Annotated in this window: 15 protein-coding genes; 9 read left to right on the forward strand and 6 right to left on the reverse strand. The window is 69.7% G+C overall.

What is annotated here, in order from left to right; translation table 11 throughout:
* Positions 1-1269 (reverse strand): YbfB/YjiJ family MFS transporter, encoded by a 1269-nt coding sequence (locus APZ15_RS21275; protein WP_027790824.1) that lies wholly within the window; start codon positions 1267-1269, stop codon positions 1-3.
* Between the two features lie 184 nt (positions 1270-1453).
* Positions 1454-1999 (reverse strand): RBBP9/YdeN family alpha/beta hydrolase, encoded by a 546-nt coding sequence (locus tag APZ15_RS21280; protein ID WP_027790823.1) that lies wholly within the window; start codon positions 1997-1999, stop codon positions 1454-1456.
* Between the two features lie 123 nt (positions 2000-2122).
* Between APZ15_RS21280 and APZ15_RS21285 the strand changes: the two genes are divergently transcribed.
* From APZ15_RS21285 to APZ15_RS21295, 3 genes are all read left to right on the forward strand, one after another.
* Entirely contained in the window at positions 2123-2578 is a 456-nt protein-coding gene (locus APZ15_RS21285; RefSeq protein ID WP_027790822.1) for an Lrp/AsnC family transcriptional regulator, read from the forward strand.
* Between the two features lie 388 nt (positions 2579-2966).
* Positions 2967-3089 (forward strand): hypothetical protein, encoded by a 123-nt coding sequence (locus APZ15_RS42530; RefSeq protein ID WP_021158412.1) that lies wholly within the window; start codon positions 2967-2969, stop codon positions 3087-3089.
* Positions 3090-3147: 58 nt separating this feature from the next.
* Positions 3148-4101, forward strand: coding sequence for a CgnE/CgnB domain-containing protein (locus APZ15_RS21295; RefSeq protein ID WP_027790821.1), 954 nt, complete (start codon positions 3148-3150; stop codon positions 4099-4101).
* Between the two features lie 16 nt (positions 4102-4117).
* Here the strand turns inward: APZ15_RS21295 and APZ15_RS21300 are convergent, their stop codons facing one another.
* Complete coding sequence (locus tag APZ15_RS21300; RefSeq protein WP_027790820.1) at positions 4118-4627, reverse strand: GNAT family N-acetyltransferase; 510 nt, start codon at positions 4625-4627, stop codon at positions 4118-4120.
* Positions 4628-4682: 55 nt separating this feature from the next.
* Positions 4683-5714, reverse strand: a complete 1032-nt coding sequence (locus tag APZ15_RS21305; RefSeq protein ID WP_027790819.1) for an AraC family transcriptional regulator — start codon at positions 5712-5714, stop codon at positions 4683-4685.
* A gap of 298 nt (positions 5715-6012) precedes the next feature.
* Here APZ15_RS21305 and APZ15_RS21310 point away from each other — a divergent pair, with 298 nt between their 5' ends.
* The 4 genes from APZ15_RS21310 to APZ15_RS21325 all read left to right on the forward strand — a co-directional run bounded on the left by APZ15_RS21310 (position 6013) and on the right by APZ15_RS21325 (position 11157).
* Positions 6013-7722, forward strand: coding sequence for a GMC family oxidoreductase (locus APZ15_RS21310; RefSeq protein WP_027790818.1), 1710 nt, complete (start codon positions 6013-6015; stop codon positions 7720-7722).
* Positions 7709-10159: a flavin-containing monooxygenase gene (locus tag APZ15_RS21315; protein ID WP_027790817.1), complete on the forward strand. Its 2451-nt coding sequence runs from the start codon at positions 7709-7711 to the stop codon at positions 10157-10159. Before APZ15_RS21310 ends, APZ15_RS21315 begins: the two co-directional genes overlap by 14 nt.
* A gap of 339 nt (positions 10160-10498) precedes the next feature.
* The gene (locus tag APZ15_RS21320) at positions 10499-10831 is read left to right on the forward strand and encodes a type II toxin-antitoxin system RelE/ParE family toxin (RefSeq protein WP_027790816.1); all 333 of its coding nucleotides are present in this window, start codon (positions 10499-10501) and stop codon (positions 10829-10831) included.
* A complete protein-coding gene (locus tag APZ15_RS21325) occupies positions 10828-11157 on the forward strand; it encodes a helix-turn-helix domain-containing transcriptional regulator (RefSeq protein WP_011356110.1) in 330 nt (109 codons plus the stop codon). The genes APZ15_RS21320 and APZ15_RS21325 overlap by 4 nt, the downstream gene beginning before the upstream one ends.
* A 16-nt stretch (positions 11158-11173) precedes the next feature.
* Here the strand turns inward: APZ15_RS21325 and APZ15_RS21330 are convergent, their stop codons facing one another.
* Together APZ15_RS21330 and APZ15_RS21335 are read right to left on the reverse strand one after the other, a co-directional pair.
* Entirely contained in the window at positions 11174-13192 is a 2019-nt protein-coding gene (locus tag APZ15_RS21330; RefSeq protein WP_027790815.1) for a VTT domain-containing protein, read from the reverse strand.
* 100 nt (positions 13193-13292) lie between these two features.
* The gene (locus APZ15_RS21335) at positions 13293-13745 is read right to left on the reverse strand and encodes a hypothetical protein (protein ID WP_027790814.1); all 453 of its coding nucleotides are present in this window, start codon (positions 13743-13745) and stop codon (positions 13293-13295) included.
* A gap of 320 nt (positions 13746-14065) precedes the next feature.
* Here APZ15_RS21335 and APZ15_RS21340 point away from each other — a divergent pair, with 320 nt between their 5' ends.
* Positions 14066-14710, forward strand: coding sequence for a response regulator (locus APZ15_RS21340; RefSeq protein WP_027790813.1), 645 nt, complete (start codon positions 14066-14068; stop codon positions 14708-14710).
* The gene (locus APZ15_RS21345; RefSeq protein WP_027790812.1) at positions 14707-16503 is read left to right on the forward strand and encodes a sensor histidine kinase; all 1797 of its coding nucleotides are present in this window, start codon (positions 14707-14709) and stop codon (positions 16501-16503) included. Before APZ15_RS21340 ends, APZ15_RS21345 begins: the two co-directional genes overlap by 4 nt.
* Positions 16504-16526: the final 23 nt, after the last annotated feature.

Here is a 16526-nt window from a genome sequence, read left to right on the forward strand (position 1 = left end):
CTACGCGGCGGCCCGCAACGCGCGCTGCCCGGCCGCGAGCGCGGCACCCGCGAACAGCGTCAGCGCCGAATACACGAGCCCGCGCGCGAGCCCCGCGCTGTCCGACACCCAGCCGATCGCGACCGGCCCGGCGATCTGCCCGAATGCAAAGACCGTCGTGAACGCGCTGATCCCTTTCGCCCAGCCGTCGGGCGGCAGGTTGTGGCGCACGAAGGCCGTCGTCGACGCGACGGCCGACAGGAACGTCGCGCCGAACAGCACGCCCGACGCGAACGCGGCAACCGGATGCACGAACATCGCCGGCATCAGCGTCGCGATGCCGAGCAGCGCATTGAGCACGGCCAGCGCCTGGCCGCCGCGCATCCGGTCGAGCAGCCCCGACCACAGCCGTGCCGAGACGACGGTCGCGACGCCGAGCATCACGTAGAACGCGGCGACCACCGTGCCGCTCATTCCCGCGCCGCGCAGCAGCGCGACGATGAACGTCATGTAGCCGATGTAACCGACGCCGAACAGGCCGTAGCCGGCGAGCGCGAGGGCGAATCGCACGGGGCTCGCGGTCGCGGCCGGCACCGCACCGTCGCGCGGCGCGGCGGGTGCCGCGTGCACGCGCTCGATGCGGCGCGCGGCCGACACGGCCACCGCCGAGAACAGCACGCATGCGAACGCGAGCGCGAACCACGCGGGCTGCCAGCCGTGTACCCCCTGCGCGAGCGTCGCCGGCACGAGCAGCGACGATGCGACGATGCCCCATCCGGTGCCGCCGTAGTAGAGGCCGAGCAGCAGGCCCGCGTCGCGCGGCGACGCCGACGCGAGCCGCGCGGCCAGCACGCCGCCGCTGATGAAGATCAGCGCGCTGCCGACGCCGGTCGCGAGCCGCTGCACGAGCAGCGCGTGCATGCCGGACGTGAACCCGCACGCGGCCATCAGCAACGCGGTCAGCACGCACCCGGCCGCGAGCAGCATGCCCGCGCGCCAGCGCCGCGACAGCAACGGAAACACGAGCGCACCGATCAGGTAGCCGGCCGCGTTCGCCGTGTTCAGCGCGCCGGCCTGCGCGAAGGTCCAGCCGAGATCGGCCTTCATCGGCGGCAGCAGCAGCGCATACGAAAAGCGCGCGAGGCCGAGCGCGATCGCGCTGCCGAGCGACAGGCCGATCGCGAGCCGCCACGCGGCCATGCGATCGGGGTCACGTTCGGGGGTGTGGCGGGTCGCGCCGGTGTCCGGCTGCGACGGGCCGGCAGGCTCCGGTTGCGGCGCTGCGCGCATCGCGTGTCTCCTTTGTCGTTCGAAGCCGAGGGGGAGCGGCGCGACGGAACCGGCGTTTCGCACGCACCGGTCCCGACTGTCCGTCGAGGCTTCCGATTCTGTCGACCGATCATACTTGAGCCGTCACGGCCAGGCACGCGCCGGCAGGTAGCACGCGCGAAACGACGGCAGCCGCTTGCCGGCGCTAGCGCGGCAATCCGGCCACGAAGGCCGTCAGCAATGCACGCCCCTCCGGCCACTGCGCCAATCCCGCTTCCGCATTCAGGTGGCCGCGCGGGCCGAGCCGCAGCGGCGTCGCGCCACGTTCGCTCGCCCATGCGATGCCGCGCCCGGACGGGTCGTACCCGTCGTCCGAACTGGCGATCGCCAGCACCGGCAAACCGCCGAAATCGCCGCCCGGCACGTTCGCGAACGCACGCGCCGCGGCCGGAAAACGCGGGCCGCCCGGATCGGGCACCGCAACCAGCCATGCGCCGCGCACGACGCGCGCCGACGCCGCGCGCCAGTGCGCGAACAGCAGGCACCCCAGCGAATGGCAGATCAACACCGGCGGCGCCGCGGCTTGCGCGACGGCTTCATCCAGTGCCGCCATCCAGTCACGCAGGTCGGGGGCATCCCATGACGCGGGCGCCATGCGGATGGCGCCCGGAATCGCGGCCTCCCAGTGGCTCTGCCAATGATCCGGTCCCGAGTTGCCGATCCCCGGCACGATCACGATCGTTTGGTCCATCTCCATCTCCGTTTCCATGAACAGGCGAGCGCTCAGTCTGGTCCGCCGGAAACCGGCCGGGAATGGCAAGTCATCGGTTATTGAGACAATATGCCGATGAATTAACGGAGCGGGAGAACAGACATGTCGAATGGAGAGCTCGATCGCCTGGATCTTTCGATCCTCGAGGCACTACAGGAAAATGCGCGGATGCCGCTGTCCGAAGTGGGCCGGCGCATCGGGCTGTCGCAGCCTGCGACGTCGGAGCGCGTCAAGCGGCTGGAAGAACGCGGCATCATCGCCGGCTACGGCGCGCGCATCGACCCGGCGGCGCTGGGGTTGGGGATGATGGCCATCATTCGGCTGAAGACGACGCACGAACACATCAAGCCCGCGCTGCGCGCATTCGCCGAGATGCCGCACGTCATCGAGGTCCACCGGATGACCGGCGAGGATTGCTTCTTGCTGAAGGTACTCGTGCCGACACCGGGGCAACTGGAAACCATCATCGACGCGATCGCCCGTTTCGGCGCGGTCACGACGTCGCTGGTGCTCCGCTCCGAGCCGGTCAAACCGCTCGGCAAGGCGCTGCTCGGCTGACACGGCATCGGGCCGCCGCCACGCCCGCGCCGAGCGGCGATGCATTCGCATGCATCGCTGCCGCGAACGACGTCGGTCGCCATGATCGAGGCCATCGAATTCCCGATAAAAATTCGCCGAATGCAATGCATCGATTCCGATTCATTTCATTGAAAAAATGACCTGGAATCCGTCAGGCCATTTACCCGCGTTTTACCGCACGCGCCTCGTCAATCCCCGTTGTTTAGCACACCGAGGCTAAAATCCTTGCAACGCATTGCATTCGTAAATTCGTCAGACTAATATCAACGCCACTCATCCGTCATTCACGAAATGCCTGATGAGGAGTGGCAACTTTTTAGCCGCGCTTTCATGTTGAAACACTCATGTTCACCACAGGAGAATTGACATGCAGGACACCCAGCAGATCGAATTGCTTGACTGGATGCAGGAAGACACGCACCCCGAGGCCATCGACATGATGGTCGAGGACGCCGTGGTGCCGTTCGGCACCGCGCTCTGGCCGGTCTGAGCGGGCCACCCGTTCTCGCGGAAGGGCCGCGGCCCTTCCGCCGCTTCCGGAGACACGCATGCTGAACCTGCACCGCGCACTCGGCTTCCACCCCGCGCTGCGCGACAAACTGGCGCGCGGCGAATCGGGAAAACTGCTGGTCGGCCACGACACCCGCAACCGCGACATCGCGTTGCGCGCATTTGCCGCCCTGCCCGATTCACTCGACGCCACGACCCTCTGCCTCGAAAGCACCCCGCCCGCCGATATCACCGCCGCACTCGATGAAGCCGACCTGTTCGTGCTGCTGTACGACTCGTCGTGCCTGCCGACACCGTCGCCGAGCGGGCCGCCGTTCCTCGCCGCGATCCGCCCGGCGATCGTCGAGCACTGGAGCAAGTCGGTGCTGTTCAAGGATTACGGCCCGCATCTCGACGAGGCGTTCGCCGAATCGCTCGACGACATCGCGGCACGCAACGGCCGGCTGATCGACGCGGCCGCGCGCGCATCGCAGATCCGCTTCATCGACGAAGCCGGGAACACGCTGACGGGCTCGCTCGCGCCGGACCAGAAATGGACGAGCGTGGACGGAATGGGCAACCTCGACGTCGTGCCCGGCGAGATCGCGACGCACGTGACCGATCTCAACGGCACGATCGTCTTCAGCGGCACGTTTCTCGGCACCGTGCCGTTCGCGATCAAGTACAAGGTGGCCGAGCGGCTCGCGACGCTGCAGGTCGAGAACAGCACGATCGTCGGTTTCGATACCGACGACACGGGCTTCCGGCGCGATTTCTCGGCCTATCTCGACCGGCATCCGAATCACCGGCGGATCGAGGAATTCGGCATCGGCACGAACCTCGGCATTCGCGGGCTGTACGGCCGCAATGCGGGGTTCGAGGAACGTCATCCGGGCCTGCACCTCGGGCTCGGCGGCGGCGAAAACGGCAGCCACCATCTCGACCTGATCTTCGCGCGCGGCACGCTCGCGCTCGACGACCGGATCGTGTTCGACGGCGCGTTCGCCGTCTGATTCGCCAGTTGCGCGCTCAGGCTCCGGCGGCAGGTTTGTCGCCGAGCCACTTGAACATCACGAGGCAATCGACGAACCCGAGCCGCGCGTGACGATACGCACGCGGCAGGCGCCCGACGATTTCAAATCCCAGCTTCTGCCACAGCGCGATCGCCACCTCGTTCGTCGAGACGACCGAGTTGAACTGCATCGCGAGGAAACCGCGCTCGCGCGCAACCTGCTGCGAGTGCTCGCACATCAGGCGCGCGACGCCACGGCCGCGCGCTGCCTCGCTCACCATGTAGCCGCAATTGCACACGTGATTGCCGGGGCCGGCCGCGTTCGCCTTCAGGTAGTACGAGCCCAGTACCACGCCGTCCTCCTCGGCGATCCACGTGCAGAGCGGCGCATCGAGCCATAACGCGCGCGCCGCTTCAGGCGTCGCATCGGGATCGAATGCATAGGTTTCCCGAGCAGCGACGATGGCGCGATAGGTCGGCCAGAAGCGCGGGAAATCGTCGTCGGTCATCGGGCGAATCGTGATCATGCGGGTTCTCTCTTGATTGGAATGCCGGCAGGACAGCCGGCGATCGTGGCGTGATTCAGGAACGGCCGCCGTCCCGTTGCGCCGCGCTGCGATATGCGCCCGGCGGCACGCCGTACCAGCGCTTGAACGCCTGCGAGAAACTCGACAGGTCGCTGAAGCCGAGCCGCTCGGCCACTTCCGCGAGCGACAGGCGTGCGTCGCCGAGCAGCGTCTCGGCCATCGCGCCGCGCGCCTGCGCGAGCAGCGCCCGGAACGTCGTGCCCTCCTCCTGCAGCCGGCGCTTGAGCGTACGCGGGCTCGTGTTCAGCAGCCGCGCCATGTCCTCGAGCGAGAACGGCGCGGGGCCGGGCGTCGCGCCCAGGTACTGGCGCACCATCTCCGACGTGCCCACCCGCGCGCGCCGCGCTTCGAGCAGCTGGCCGCACATCTGCTCGCACATCGACACCGTCAGCGGATTCGCGTGCGGCAGCGGCCGGTCGAGCAACGCGCGGTCGAACGCGAGGCTGTTCGCGCGCGCCGAAAAAACCGGCTCGACGCCGGCGATGCGCGGCACCGGCACGGACGGCGCGCGTGTCGCCTGCACCGTGAAGCGCGACAGCTCGAATGCGTCGCCGCCGATTTCCCGCAGCAATACGGCCGCCGCCGTCATGTCGCGCTCGACGAGGAACCGGCTCAGTGCACCATCGAGTTCCGGCGCGCCGAAACTGAGCACGCACGTGCTGCCCTCTTCACGATACGTGATCACGGTGAACGCATAGGTGAGCGGCAGGAAGCGCATCGCCAGCGCGAGTGCGTCGCGCGCGGTCGCGCTCGCGATCAGCCCGTAGCCCCACACGCCGTACGCGGAGAAGTGGTAGCGCAGGCCGACCTCGAACCCGAGGCCCGGCGCCCGCCCGAGCGCGCGCAGCAGGTTGCCGGTCAGCCGCAGTTCCTGCGCGGCCGTCACCTCGACCTTCGGATCGTCGAGCTGAGCGTTGGCGAGCCCCGTGCCGGCCAGCAGCGTCGCGTGCGGCACGCCGCGTTCGTCGCCGAAATCGACCAGCAGCCGGGCGCTGGCCGGACTCCGGGTGAAGTCCCAGAAGCTCATGCGGAGAAACCCTCGAAGCGCCGATTTGGCCCAAATACTAAAACAATTGTCCCGAAGCAGCATTGGTGTTTTCCCATGCGGCCAGCACCATCGGCGTCATCCAGTCGTCGCCCGAACGACGCCAACGCCCCCCCGGAGGAGACACCATGCGACGCAGTCGCCCGACCGATCCCGCAGCCCGCTTCGCGCGCCGGCGCGCCGTGCCTGCACGAACCCCTGCCCCTGCCCGGCCGCGCGCCGGCCGCCCGTGCGCGCTGCCGCGCCCCGCCTGATCCATCGACCATCGGAGGATGAACCCATGAGCAGGACTTTCGACTACATCGTCGTCGGCGGCGGGTCGGGCGGCTGCGTTGTCGCCGGGCGGCTGACCGAGGACCCGGCCGTGACCGTCTGCGTGCTCGAGGCCGGCGGCCGCGGCGACGGCACGCTCGTCAACGTGCCGACCGGCGCGGTCGCGATGATGCCGACCCGCGTGAACAACTGGGCCTTCGACACGGTGCCGCAGCGCGGCCTCGGCGGGCGCATCGGCTACCAGCCGCGCGGCAAGGCGCTGGGCGGTTCGTCGGCCATCAACGCGATGGTCTATATCCGCGGCCATCGCATCGACTACGACGGCTGGGCCGCGCTCGGCAACGAAGGCTGGGCCTACGACGACGTGCTGCCGTACTTCCGCCTGAGCGAGCACAACGAGCGCTTCGACGATGCGTGGCACGGCCGCGACGGCCCGCTGTGGGTGAGCGACCTGCGCACCGGCAACCCGTTCCATGCGCGCTACCTGGAAGCGGCGCAACAGGCCGGCCTGCCGCTCACCGACGATTTCAACGGCGCGCAGCAGGAAGGCATCGGCATCTACCAGGTCACGCAGAAGCACGGCGAACGGTGGAGCGCGGCGCGCGCGTACCTCTTGCCGCACATCGGCCGCCGCGACAACCTGACGGTCGAGACCCACGCGCAGGTGCTGCGCATCCTGTTCGACGGCACGCGCGCGACCGGCGTCGAAGTCCGGCAGCACGGCGAGGTCCGCACGCTGCGCGCCCGGCGTGAAGTCGTGCTCGCGGCCGGCGCGCTGCAAACGCCGCAACTGCTGATGCTGTCGGGCGTCGGCCCGGGCAGCGAGCTCCGGCAACGGGGCATCGCGGTGCACGCCGACCTGCCCGGCGTCGGCCGCAACCTGCAGGATCATCCGGATTTCATCTTCGGCTATCGCACGCGCAGCGTCGACACGATGGGCGTATCCGCGCGCGGCGGCATGCGCATGCTGCGCGAGCTCGCGCGCTTTCGCCGCGAACGGCGCGGCATGCTGACGTCGAATTTCGCGGAAGGCGGCGGTTTCCTGAAGACCCGCGTGGACCTCGACGCACCGGACATCCAGCTGCACTTCGTCGTCGCGCTCGTCGACGATCACGCGCGCAAGCTGCACGCCAGCCACGGGCTGTCGTGCCACGTGTGCCTGCTGCGGCCGCGCAGCCGCGGCTCGGTCACGCTCGACAGCGCCGATCCGCTCGCGGCACCGCGCATCGACCCCGCGTTCTTCGACGATCCGCGCGACCTCGACGACATGGTCGCGGGCTTCCGGCTCACGCGGCGGCTGATGGAAGCGCCGGCGCTCGCCGGCTGGACCACGCGCGACCTGTTCACCGCGAACGTCGACACCGACGATGAAATCCGCGACGTGCTGCGGCGGCGCACCGACACCGTGTACCACCCGGTCGGCACGTGCCGGATGGGGCACGACGCGCTCGCCGTCGTCGATCCGCAGCTGCGCGTGCGCGGCCTGCAGGGGCTGCGCATCGTCGATGCGTCGGTCATGCCGACGCTCGTCGGCGGCAACACCAACGCACCGACGATCATGATCGCCGAGAAGGCCGTCGACCTGATCCGCGGCGTGTGCCGCACGCCCGCGCGGCCGCAGCGCGAAACCGTCAGGACAGCGACGGATTCCGCTCCCGCTTCGCACGCCGCGCACGAAGCCGTCCAGCCTGAGGAGACCCGCCATGTCGTCGCGTGACGCTGCCCACCTGACCGAATCCGCCGCACCGCTCGCGGCGATCATCATCGGCGCCGGCTTCGCCGGCATCGGCATGGCCATTGCGCTGCAACGTGCCGGCATCCACGATTTCGCGATCGTCGAACGCTCGCACGACGTCGGCGGCGTGTGGCGCGACAACAGCTACCCGGGCGCCGCGTGCGACGTGCCCTCGCACCTGTACTCGTTTTCGTTCGAGCCCAATCCGGCCTGGTCGCGCGTGTTCGCACCGCAGCCCGAAATCCATGCGTACCTCCAGCATTGCGCGCGCAAGTACGGCCTCGCGCGCTATCTGCGTTTCGGCGCCGACGTCGCGCATGCGCGTTACGACGAAGCCGCCGCGCTGTGGCGCGTCACGCTCGCCGACGGCACGACGCTCAGCGCCGCCGTGCTCGTCAGCGGCACCGGGCAGCTGAGCCGCCCCGCGATGCCCGACCTGCCCGGCATCGACACGTTCCGCGGCCGCGCATTCCACTCCGCGCACTGGGATCACGACTATGCGCTCGCCGGCAAGCGCGTGGCGGTGGTCGGCACCGGTGCGTCGGCGATCCAGTTCGTCCCCGCGATCGCCGGCGACGTGCAGCGCCTGACCGTATTCCAGCGTTCGCCGGCCTACGTGATGCCGCGCCCCGACCGCGCGTACCGCCCGTGGGAGAAGGCGCTGTTCCGCACGCTTCCGTGGGCGATGAAGCTGCATCGCGCATCGATCTACATGCGCTACGAATCGCGCGCGATCGCGTTCACGCGCCTGCACCGGTTGATGAAGGTCGCGGTGGGCCGGCCGTTCCGCAAGCTGCTCGCGCGCGACGTGCCGGACGCCGCGTTGCGCGCACGGCTCACGCCCGACTACCCGATCGGCTGCAAGCGCATCCTGCTGTCGAGCGACTACCTGGCCGCGATGAGCCGCGACAACGTCGAACTCGTCACGCAGCGGATCCGGCGCGTGACGGAGCGCGGCATCGAGACCGTCGACGGCGTGCATCATCCGGTCGATGCCATCGTCTACGGCACGGGGTTCGCGGCGACCGAGTTCCTGTCGCCGATGCGCATCACGGGCCGCGACGGGCTCGACCTGAACGACGCATGGCGGCGCGGCGCGCAGGCGTATCTCGGGCTTACCGTGCCCGGTTTTCCGAACTTCTTCATGCTGTACGGCCCGAACACCAATCTCGGCCACAACTCGATCGTCTACATGCTCGAAAGCCAGATCGCGCACGTGATGCGCTGCCTGCACGCGATGCGGCGCAACGGCGCGCGCGAGATCGACGTCGACGCGCGCCGCTACCGGCGCTTCAACGCGCATGTGCAGCAGCGGCTCGAAGGATCGGTGTGGAACAGTTGCAAGAGCTGGTATGTCGATGCATCGGGACACAACAGCACGAACTGGCCGGGCTTCACGCTGACCTACCGGTGGATCACCCGCTTCACCGGGATGTCCGCCTACCGTTTCACGCATTCGGTGCCCGAATCGGTTGCCCCGACGCGCGACGTCGTAGTCGCGCCACCCGCCGGCCCGCTGGAGGCACTCACGGCCGCCTCGCTGCGCGGTTTCCTGCGCGTGGCGTTCCGGCCGCTGATCGGGCCGCCGTTCGGTGCACGCATGCAACGCCGCGTCGTCGCGCTGCTGTCGCCGCTGATGCCCGGCACGGGCGGCACGCTGCGCTACCGTACGCACGCGCACCGCGTGCCGGTCGAAGTGGTTGCGCCGAAACGCGGCGACACGGGCGGCGCGATCCTCTATCTGCATGGCGGCGCATTCTGCCTCGGCGGGCCGCATACGCATCGCGGCGTGACGACGCGGCTCGCGAACGACGCCGGCCTGCCGGTGTGGGTGCCCGATTACCGGCTGGCCCCCGAGCATCCAGGCCCGGCCGCGCTCGACGATGCGCTGGCCGTCTATGACGCGATGCGCGCGCAGGGTCACGCTCCGCACCGGATCGCGATCGCGGGCGATTCGGCCGGCGGTGCGCTGGCGCTGGCACTGGCCATCGCGCTGCGCGAGCGCGGCGAGCCCGCCGCCGCCGCGTTGCTGCTGATCTCGCCCGTGACCGATCCCGCGCTCGGCGGCGCGACGCTGGCCTCGCGCCGCCACGACGATCCGATGATCCGCCGCGGCTGGCTCGAGCAAGGGCTGCGCTGGTATCACGGCGCCGGATCGGCGGCGGCCCGCGGCCCGCTCGATACCGACCTGCGCGGCCTGCCGCCGATGCTCGTCCAGGCCGGCGACCAGGAAGTGCTGCTGTCGGACGCGCAGCGGCTGGCCAGTCACGCGCAGGCCTGCGGCGTGCCGTGCCGGCTGGAGATTCATGCGGCGCGCTGGCATGTGTTTCATCTGCAGTCGTTTTACCTGCGCTCGGCGCGGGACGCGTTGCGCACGCTGGCGGAGTTTGCGTCGGCGCGCGTTGCCGCGACGGCATGACGACGCAACGGTAACGCACGAGGATTTTCCGGCGGGCGCGCCGCGCGACGCGCCCGCCGTCAGACTGTTCGCGCACTTGCTTCACGTCCCATTCATGGCGCGTGCCCTCCGCACGCGCCATCGACACCGGCCATTCGGCCGAATCGCCACGCCAGGTACCGGATGAAAGAATGATCTTCGTCCGGGAAGCCGGTTTCGCTGCCTGCACTGCAACTGCCCCGCATGCGGCGTCGTGTGTCGTCCCGACTCGCCAATGCGCGCACGCCCCTGCGCGCACCACCCGGCAGCTCGCACGACCGCCTCCTTTCTCATTCACCCTTTTGTAGCTTATAAGTTACAATGCTCTCCAAGTTCGAACTTCTTCGCTACCAGCGCGACGATGGTCACGAGCCCTTCACCGAATGGTTGAACGCCGTGCGCGACAAGCTTGCACAGGCCCGGATTCGCGAACGCCTGCGCCGCGTGCAGACGGGCAACTTCGGCGATTGCGAGCCTGTCGGCGAAGGCGTGATCGAACTGCGCGTCCACGTCGGCGCCGGCTATCGCGTGTATTTCGGGCGGTACGGCGGCGCACTGGTGCTGCTGCTGTCGGGCGGCGACAAAAGCAGCCAACCCGACGACATCAGGCGCGCCAAGGAACACTGGTCGAACTGGAAACGGAGGCAAACATGACCAAGCTCAAAGGTGCGGTATCGCACCACGACGCGGAAGTCGCCGAACTCGGCGCCGACCGCGAACTCGCAGTGGCCTATCTGCGCGTCGCGATGGAGTCGCTCGACGATCCCGACAACCGCGCGGCCGGCCTGCTCGCGCTGCGCACCGTCGCGGAAGCGTACGGCGGGCTCGGCGCGGTCGCGGCCGAAGCCGGCATCAGCCGCGAATCGCTGTATCGCACGCTGTCCCCCAACGGCAACCCGACGCTGAAAACGCTGCTCGCGGTGCTCAAGACCGTCGGCTTGCGCCTGTCCGTCGTCCCCGCGCAGCCGGCGCACGCGTAAGCGGCGCACGGCCCGCTCACGGCCGGACCATCCATACCAGCAGCATCTCGGCCGGCGCGGCCGTCGTCCCCGCTGGCGGATGCCCGATCGTCGGCTCGACCGCCAGCGCCTTCGCAATCGACGCCGCATCGTCGATCGTCGTCGAGCGCACGATCGTCATCAGCCGCGCCGGCCGATGCAGCGATTCGCGATACAGCGCGCCGTACCACAGCGGCCGCATGCCGAGCGCGTCCTGCAACACGTACGGATAACGCCACAGCCGCAGCACGAGGCGGCTTTCCGGCTGGCCCGGATCGACGCGCACGAACACGCGGCGCGTGCTTTCGCCGTGCGTGTAACGCGGCAGCACCGGCAGCGCCTCGGCCGGCGCCTGCGGCAGCAGCCAGCGCAGCGCGGTGGCGGGCGACCACGGCGTCGCGCGCTGCCAGCCGGCCTGCGCGAGATGCCGGTCGAGCGTGTCCGATGTCGCGCTCCATTGCAGCGGCAGATACTCCTCGCGGTCGCCGCCGATCTCGGTGCGCCGCACCGGCACGCGCTGCCACCCGCCGCGCAGCCACTGGTCGACGGTCATCGCGACCACGTCGCCGACATGCGGGCGCGCCGCCCGGTCGAGCTGCCATTGCGCGGGAACCGTCCATACGCCGGCCGTCGCGAGCACCACGGTCACCGCGACGAGCGCGCCCCTCGGCTGCACATGCTCGCGCACGCGCCAGTACGCATGGGCGCCGGCCAGCAACGCGAACCAGGCCAGCCCGAGGCTCCAGCCGCCCAGCAGGCCCGACAGCCACGTGTCTCCGACATACAGCCGCGCGAAGCCGCCGAGCACGATCCACAGCACCACCGCAGTCACGACCGGGATCCGCCACGGCGCGGGCCGGTCACGCGTCAGCACCCAGCCGAGGCCACTGCTTGCGAGAATCGCGAACGCGGCTTCGGCATCGGGCAGCGGTACGTGCAGCGCGCCGGGCGGCAGGCTCGCGGGCGTCGCGCCGGGTACGCCCGCGCCAAATGCCGGCACGAGCAAGACGGCGACGCCGACGGTCGCGAGCCACCACGCGGCGGTCAGCCAGCAGCGATGGATCATCAGCCAGACGAGAAACGCCGCCGCGACGATCAGCCCCGTATCGTGCCCGTGCAACACGGCAAGCGCGCGCATCACGGCGTCCACCGGCGGCGTGCGCAGGTTCTGCAGGAACGCGTACAGCGCGATGTCCGCGTGCGTTAGCGGATCGTTCGCGACGACATCCTGCACAAGGCCCGCGAACAGCCACACGCAGCCGACGAACAGCAGCGCGAGCGCGGGCACCGCGCCCGGCAGGCCGCGCACGTATGCGATCGCGTCGTGCAGCCGCGCGCCGACCCGCGGCCAGCGGTGCGCGCATGCGTGCCCCCCTTCGACGAGCGCACGATGCAACAGCGGCCAACCGCGCCGCAGCGCGACGCGCACGCCGATCCACACGAGCGCGACCAGCGCCGCGACGACCAGCAGGATCACGGCGACCCGCACGCTGATCGCCGCGGCCAGCGCGGCCGACGCGCCGAACACGATGCCCGGCGCGACGTGCACGGGCGCCCAGATGAGTGCCGAGACGACGTTGACCGGATAGAACGACCGGCGCGGCAGCGTCGCGCAACCGACGACGACCGGCACGACCGCGCGCACCGGCGCAAGAAAACGTGCGAGCACGATGCTCTTCACGCCATGGCGCAGCACGAACTCCTCGCCGCGCCCGTAGGCGCCCGCATAACCGAAGCGCGCCCATGCGTTGCGGATCATTCCGCGGTAGTGCCGCCCCAGCTCGTAGCTGATGCCGTCGCCGATCACGGCGCCGACTGCCGCGACGCCGATCGTCGTCCAGCCGTCGAGCGCGCCCGCGCCGATCAGCGCACCGGCCGCGAACATCACGGCACCGGCCGGCACGACCGTGCCGATCAGCGCGATCGCCTCGGCGCACGCGGTCACGAACACGACCGCGAGCATGAGCAGCGGATGCGCGCCGATCGCGCCGATCCACGCGTGGATCGTGTCGCTCATTGCACGCTCCATGGCGAAGCGCCCCGGCGTGAGAACACCGGGCCGGCGATGGCATGGGGAGCGTTCATCGGGCGGTGCGCGGTCGCGCCGGCGTGGCGGATCAATCGAACTCGTGCTGCCGCGCGTCGGCCTCGAGCGGCGCGTCGTGGTAGCCGACCGTCGCGATCTCCTGCAGATAGCGCGCGAGAAACGCGCCGATCGATCCGGCGGCCTCGTACTGATGCACGTGGCGAAATTCATGGGTCAGCAGGCGGCGCGTGTCCTGCCCGCGCAGCACGTACACCGCATGACCGAGCGTGAGCCCGATCGTCCCCGGCGACAACAGCCCCGTGTCGCGGGCGATCGCGGCGAGCGTCGGCGTCTCCGGAAACGGCATGCGCTCGACGATCACCACGCGGATCCGCTCCGGCTGGGCGACACCCACCGTGCGCGCGTCGTCGGCCTGCGCCGGCGTCAGCGGCGCACCCTGCGCGATCCCGCGCGCCGCCTCCGCTTCGGCCCACGCGACGGCGGCGGGCAGTGCGGACGGCAGGATATCGGCAAGATCGATCATCACGGGGCTCCTCGTTAGTGTCGTGGCATCGGGCACCAGTTTAGTCCCGAATCCGGACGGTTCGTGGGGCGGCTGGCGACCCGCCGCGCCGCCCGGTTCCCGCCGCCGCGACCACTCGGGAATACCCTGATTCGCGCCCGCCCCGCCGCGTATGTTTTCTCGGGAATTATTTCGTTTCAGTGCACATTCGTCGAAAACCCGTCTCGAAAATTTACCGGATGAGTATCGTTTTCGGATTCGGCGGAATATATTGGTCAGAAGAACGGCCGCGGCGACCACCGGACAGCAGGGCGCGGCGTCATCCCGAAGAGGATCGCTAGATGATCAGGGTAATTCTGGCTGACGATCACGCAGTCATGCGGGACGGACTGCGTCACATCCTGGAAACGGCCGGCGGTTTCGAAATCGTCGGCGAGGCAAGCGACGGCTCGGCCACGCTCGCGCTGGTCGAGCGCGGTACCGCCGACGTGCTGCTGCTCGACCTGTCGATGCCCGCGCCGACCGGCATCGAGCTGATCCGGCTGGTGAAACACCACGCGCCGTCGCTGCGCATGCTCGTGCTGACGATGCACGCGGAGGCGCAATACGCGGCGCGCGCGTTCAAGGCCGGCGCAACCGGTTACCTGACGAAGGACAGCGCGACCGCCGAGCTCGTGGAGGCGGTCGGCAAGGTCGCGGCGGGCGGCGTCTACGTGAGCCCGTCGGCGGCCGAAAGCCTCGCGCTCACGCTGCGCGCGCCGGCCGCGGCACTGCCGCACGAACGGCTGTCCGCGCGCGAGCTCGACGTGATGCGCCGCATCGTCGCCGGCCAGACCGTCACGCAGATCGCGACCGAACTCGCGCTGAGCGCCAAGACGGTCAGCACGTACAAGACACGGATCCTCGAGAAGATGGAACTGCCGCACGAAGCCGCGCTGGTCCGCTACGCGGTGCGCCACGACCTCGACCCCGGCGGCGACGCATGACGGCCGCCTTCCACCTTCCGCCCTCGCCCCCGGACGACGACACCTCCGACGCGTCGCGCCTGTTCATGTCGTCGCTGCCGCCGGGCCGGCGCGAACGGCGGCTCGCGCTCGCGACCGTGCTCGTGTCCGCCGTGATCTTCGCCGCGCTTGCGCCCTTCGCGGGCCGGCCGCTTGCGCCGGGCTGGGCGTTCATCCCCGTGTACCAGTCGGCGATCGTCGTCAACGACATGGTGACGGCCGGCCTGCTGCTCGGCCAGTACGCGATCCTGCGCGAGAAGCCGCTGCTCGTGCTCGCGGGCGGCTACCTGTTCACGGGCTTCATGGCCGGCACCCACATGCTGACCTTTCCCGGGCTGTTCGCGCCGACCGGCCTGCTCGGCGCCGGCGACCAGACCACCGCCTGGCTCTACCTGTTCTGGCACGGCGGCTTTCCGCTGGCGGTCGCCGCGTACGCGCTGCTGCGCGCGGCATCGCCTGCCGCGGGCCCGATCCCGGCGCCGCAACGCCGCGCGGCGATTCCCGTGGTGCTGTGCATCGCGGCCGCGCTCGGCGCGACGGCCGCGCTCGCGCTGCTCGCGACGGCCGGCCACGACCTGCTGCCGCGCATCATGAACGGCAACCGGATGGCCGCGACGATGACGAACGCGATCACGATCGTCTGGGGGCTGAACCTGGTGGCGCTGATGCTGATGTGGCAGCGGCGGCGGCGGCATTCCGTGCTCGACCTGTGGGTGATGACGGTGCTCGTCGCGTGGCTGTTCGACATCGCGCTGTCGGCGATGCTGAATCACGGGCGCTACGATCTCGGCTTCTACGCGGGGCGCGCGTACGGTCTGGTCGCGTCCGGCGTCGTGCTGTTCGCGATGCTGTTCGAAAACGGCCGGCTGCATGCGCAGACGGTGCGCGCGCTGGCCGGCGCGCGCTACCAGCATCTGCTCGTCGTGCAGAAGAGCGCGCAGCTGAACGACGCGAACGAGCGGCTCGAACAGCGCGTTGCCGCACGCACCGCGCAACTGAGCGCGTCGAACCGCGACCTGCGGCGCGAAGTCGAGGAACGCGTACGCGCCGAGCGTGCGCTGCAGGCGTCGCGCGAGGAGCTGCGCGAGATCGCCGCGATCAGCGCGAGCGCTCGCGAAGCCGAGCAGCGCCGGATCGCACGCGAGCTGCACGACGAACTCGCGCAGACACTCGCGACGCTGAAGAACGATCTGGAATGGCTGATCGATCGCGTGCCGCAGGACGACGCACTGCTGGCGCGCAAGATCGCGGCGATGCACACGCTGGCGCGCGGCGCGGTGGCCGCGACACGCCGCATCGCGTCTGACCTGCGCCCGCTGATGCTCGACGATCTCGGCTTCGCCGCCGCGATGCAATGGCTCGTGGAGGATTTCCGGCACCGTCACGGTATCGACTGTGCGCTGCATGTCGACCCGCCCGAACTGCAACTCGACGAGCCTTACGCGACGGCGGTATTCCGCATCGCCCAGGAAGCGCTCGCGAACGTCGCACGGCACGCGGCCGCGTCGCATGCGAACGTCGCGCTCGTGCAGGCGAACCAGGCGATCGAGCTGACGATTCGCGACGACGGCGCGGGATTCGATCCCGGCGTGCCGCGCAAATCGGGATCGTTCGGGCTGGTCGGGTTACGCGAGCGTGCGTATCTCGTTGGCGGCACGCTGCGGATCGCGACGACGCTCGGCGAGGGGACGACGATCGAGGTGGAGATTCCGCTGTCGCCTGCGCCTGCTGCGGTCGCGCATGGCGGGAATGGAGGGTCGAGGATCGATCGCTGATCGAGGCGGCAATATCGGCAAAT

It is taken from the genome of Burkholderia cepacia ATCC 25416 (genome assembly GCF_001411495.1).
Taxonomy (GTDB): domain Bacteria; phylum Pseudomonadota; class Gammaproteobacteria; order Burkholderiales; family Burkholderiaceae; genus Burkholderia; species Burkholderia cepacia.